Raw genomic sequence first — 2,738 nt, 5'->3', positions numbered from 1 at the left:
CCGGCCAGCACCGCCCCGTCCAGGCCGGCCAAGCCCCCTTCGGCCTCGGCGGCCTCCTCGGGGAAGTCAAGAAGACCGCCACCGGCCAGGCCGATCAGGTCGGAGCCGGCGGAGGCCCAGTTGCCCAACCCGATGTTGGCGATGTTGGCGGCGTTGCCGGATCCCACCGAGGTGCTCCCGCTGCTCGGGACCCCGATGATGTTGGTCAGGAACCACTGAATTCCGTCGCCGATCGATGTCGTCGCCTGGTTGGTCTGCTCCGTGCCGTCATAGGTGACAGCGTTGTGTCCCAGGGCTTGCACCAGCTGCTGGTGAATTGCCGTCGCTTGGTCGCTGATCGACCGATAAAGGGTGCCGTAGGTGCCGAACAATCCCGCCTGCAGCTGCGATACCGGATCGGCGCCGGCCGGGGCGATCGAGGTGGTCACGCCGAAAGCGGACGCGTTTTGTGCGACCAGCGCTTCGCCAATACTCCCAAGCTGGCCCGCGGCTGACGCCATTGCTTCAGGCACTGTTTTCACAAACGACATGAAGTTCTCCTTGTCAAGGTCCGCGTGGCCGAAAATGAGTGCGGCGGTGGCGGTATCGGCCGCCACAGCACTGGAAGAATTTCAGCGATTTGAACGGTTGAACGTCGCGGTAACGGTTTATTAACCGTTATGTTCGGTTTTTAACGAAACCGCGCCAATTGTGAGGAAATCGCAACGTTCCTTTAAGGATGCCGAATTGCGACATTTACAGTGCGATTTTTTTAACTTTTTGGCAACGACCGCGGCGGGGCGCTCGCCGTCGCCCAGGCGCCGAGCGGCTGCCGACGAGCAACGGCCACTGCGCCCGCCGCCAGTGCATGGTCCATCGGTGGGAGCGAAATCGCTGCTGCCCCTTTAACATCGAAGATCTCACCTCGACGCCAGACCCGCCGCGGGGTGCGTGATCGGCAAGAAACCGTTAAGGGCCGTAAAAAAAGCGTTTGGTCGCTCGCCCCGGTCTTGCCTGGCCGCGGGGGGTGGCGTTACATAGCGCAGGCATCTATTCGACGATCGGCCGGGTCGTCGGGGACGGAAAGGCGCGTTCGTGTTGGTGTGTTTCGGGTCGACGGTGGTGCACGGACCGCGGGGCGACCACCTGGACCGTGTCTGCAGTCCCGAAAAGCGCTGCCGTGCCGAATGGTTCATCAACCGCCCGATCGCCGGCCGGGCACCGGATCCGGCGTACCGGTGCGACCGGCTGGGGGGTGTGGCGCGCCCCGCGCAGCGGGGTCACGGGCGCGTTGACGATCACCGCCGACCCGCCTGGCCCGGTATGGCTTGGGCAGGATTGCCGCCCCGGCTACCCAAAAAGTTATTGGCATAGTGGTGCACCTGCTGCCCGGGACGGCCTGAGATGACGTGGACCAAGCTGGCCCGCCAACCGTGCGCCGCGCTGCGCGCAATGCCGGTTTGCGCCGCGCCCCTCGGGGTGGGCTACCCGCGGGGGAGGTGGCTGATCGGCGCGCGTGATCCCCGCCGCGCCGTGCGGTGCCGCACCCGGGTTCGACCCAGCGCCGGCATCCACGTGGTCACCGGCCACTACCCGGCGTGACGTCGTGAACATGCGTCCACTGGGGCAGCGATGACGCGCGTGCTGGTCGTCGACGACGACCCCCAGTTTCTGCGGACGCTGCACATCCTGTTGTCCGCACGGGGCTACGACACCGTCACGGCCGTCACCGGGTCCGATGCCCTGTGCGCGGCCGCCGTGCACCAGCCCGACGTCGTGCTCCTGGATCTGGGCCTGCCCGACTCCTCCGGCATCGAGGTGCTCGCCGGATTGCGGGGCTGGATGACGGCCCCGGTCATCGTCGTGTCGGCGCGCACCGACTCCGCCGACAAAGTGGCCGCCCTGGACGCGGGCGCGGTGGATTACGTGACGAAGCCGGTCAGGTCGGAGGAACTGCTGGCGCGGCTGCGCGCGGCGGTGCGCCGCGCCGCCACGGCTGACCCGGTGGTCACGACCACGTCGTTTACCGTCGATCTGTCGGCCAAAAAGGTGATCAAGAACGGCAGCAAGGTCCATCTGACGCGCACCGAGTGGGCGCTGCTGGAAACCCTCGTGCGGCGCCGCGGCGAACTGGTCGGACGCGAGCAGTTGCTCACCGCGGTGTGGGGGCCCGGGTACGCGATGGCGACCAACTATCTGCGGATCTACCTTTCCCAGTTGCGACGCAAGCTCGAGGACGACCCGTCGCGTCCGAAACATTTGCTGACCGTCGCGCGCATGGGTTACCGCTTTGAGGTATGACGATTCTTCTCACGGGTACGCAAAAGGTAGATAAAGGCGGGTCCCGTGCGGATCCGTCGGCGTATTTTCCGCGCCTTCGCCGCGACGGCAAGAAACGGGTGTCGGCGTAATTTTGTGCGCACGACATGACGCCACCCCGATTGTGGCGCTTTAGCGCGACAAACGGGGCGGCGCAGCCACCCCCGACCGGGTTGCCGGGCGCCGCGGGCGGACGCTAGCCGACCCCCACCGGGCGGGGCATCACGGTCGGTTTGAATCCGTACCGGGGGGTGCCGAGGCCGAAGCCGCCGCGGCCCGCCGACGCCGCCGACGGCATCCCGGCCGGCAGCGGTCCGGCGGGCGCGTCCTCTTCGGCGGCGGTCCAGCCCGTGCCGGCCCAGGCCGCGGTGTCGGCGCCGGTCGCCGGGATGGCCGCCGACCAGGTGGTCGGTACCGACAAGCGGCCGACGACGGAGGAC

The 2,738-nt window shown here is 67.3% G+C and carries 4 protein-coding genes; 2 read left to right on the top strand and 2 right to left on the bottom strand.

Going from position 1 to position 2,738, the window contains the following annotated elements; translation table 11 throughout:
* On the bottom strand, positions 1 to 596 hold a 596-nt coding region (locus tag BKN37_RS29810; protein ID WP_423212776.1), incomplete at its 3' end, for a PE family protein.
* A 787-nt stretch (positions 597 to 1,383) separates the two neighbouring features.
* Between BKN37_RS29810 and BKN37_RS08945 the strand changes: the two genes are divergently transcribed.
* Complete coding sequence (locus BKN37_RS08945; protein WP_071024599.1) at positions 1,384 to 1,581, top strand: hypothetical protein; 198 nt, start codon at positions 1,384 to 1,386, stop codon at positions 1,579 to 1,581.
* 30 nt (positions 1,582 to 1,611) lie between these two features.
* The gene (locus BKN37_RS08940) at positions 1,612 to 2,280 is read left to right on the top strand and encodes a response regulator (protein WP_071024597.1); all 669 of its coding nucleotides are present in this window, start codon (positions 1,612 to 1,614) and stop codon (positions 2,278 to 2,280) included.
* Positions 2,281 to 2,494: 214 nt separating this feature from the next.
* On the opposite strand, the gene BKN37_RS08935 is transcribed toward BKN37_RS08940, so the two are convergent.
* A partial coding sequence (locus tag BKN37_RS08935) for a PE/PPE C-terminal domain-containing protein (RefSeq protein WP_207547223.1) occupies positions 2,495 to 2,738 on the bottom strand: 244 nt, incomplete at its 5' end.

Origin of the sequence: Mycobacterium talmoniae (assembly GCF_001854525.1) — a bacterium.
Taxonomy (GTDB): Bacteria; Actinomycetota; Actinomycetes; order Mycobacteriales; family Mycobacteriaceae; genus Mycobacterium; species Mycobacterium talmoniae.
Note: the sequence above shows the minus strand (reverse complement) of the source record. Positions and strands in the feature narration are given on the sequence as shown.

Excerpts from the sequence above, each read along its gene's own strand:
- BKN37_RS08940 (WP_071024597.1), top strand. The coding sequence starts at position 1,612 with ATGACGCGCGTGCTGGTCGTCGACGACGACCCCCAGTTTCTGCGGACG.
- BKN37_RS08945 (WP_071024599.1), top strand. The coding sequence starts at position 1,384 with ATGACGTGGACCAAGCTGGCCCGCCAACCGTGCGCCGCGCTGCGCGCA.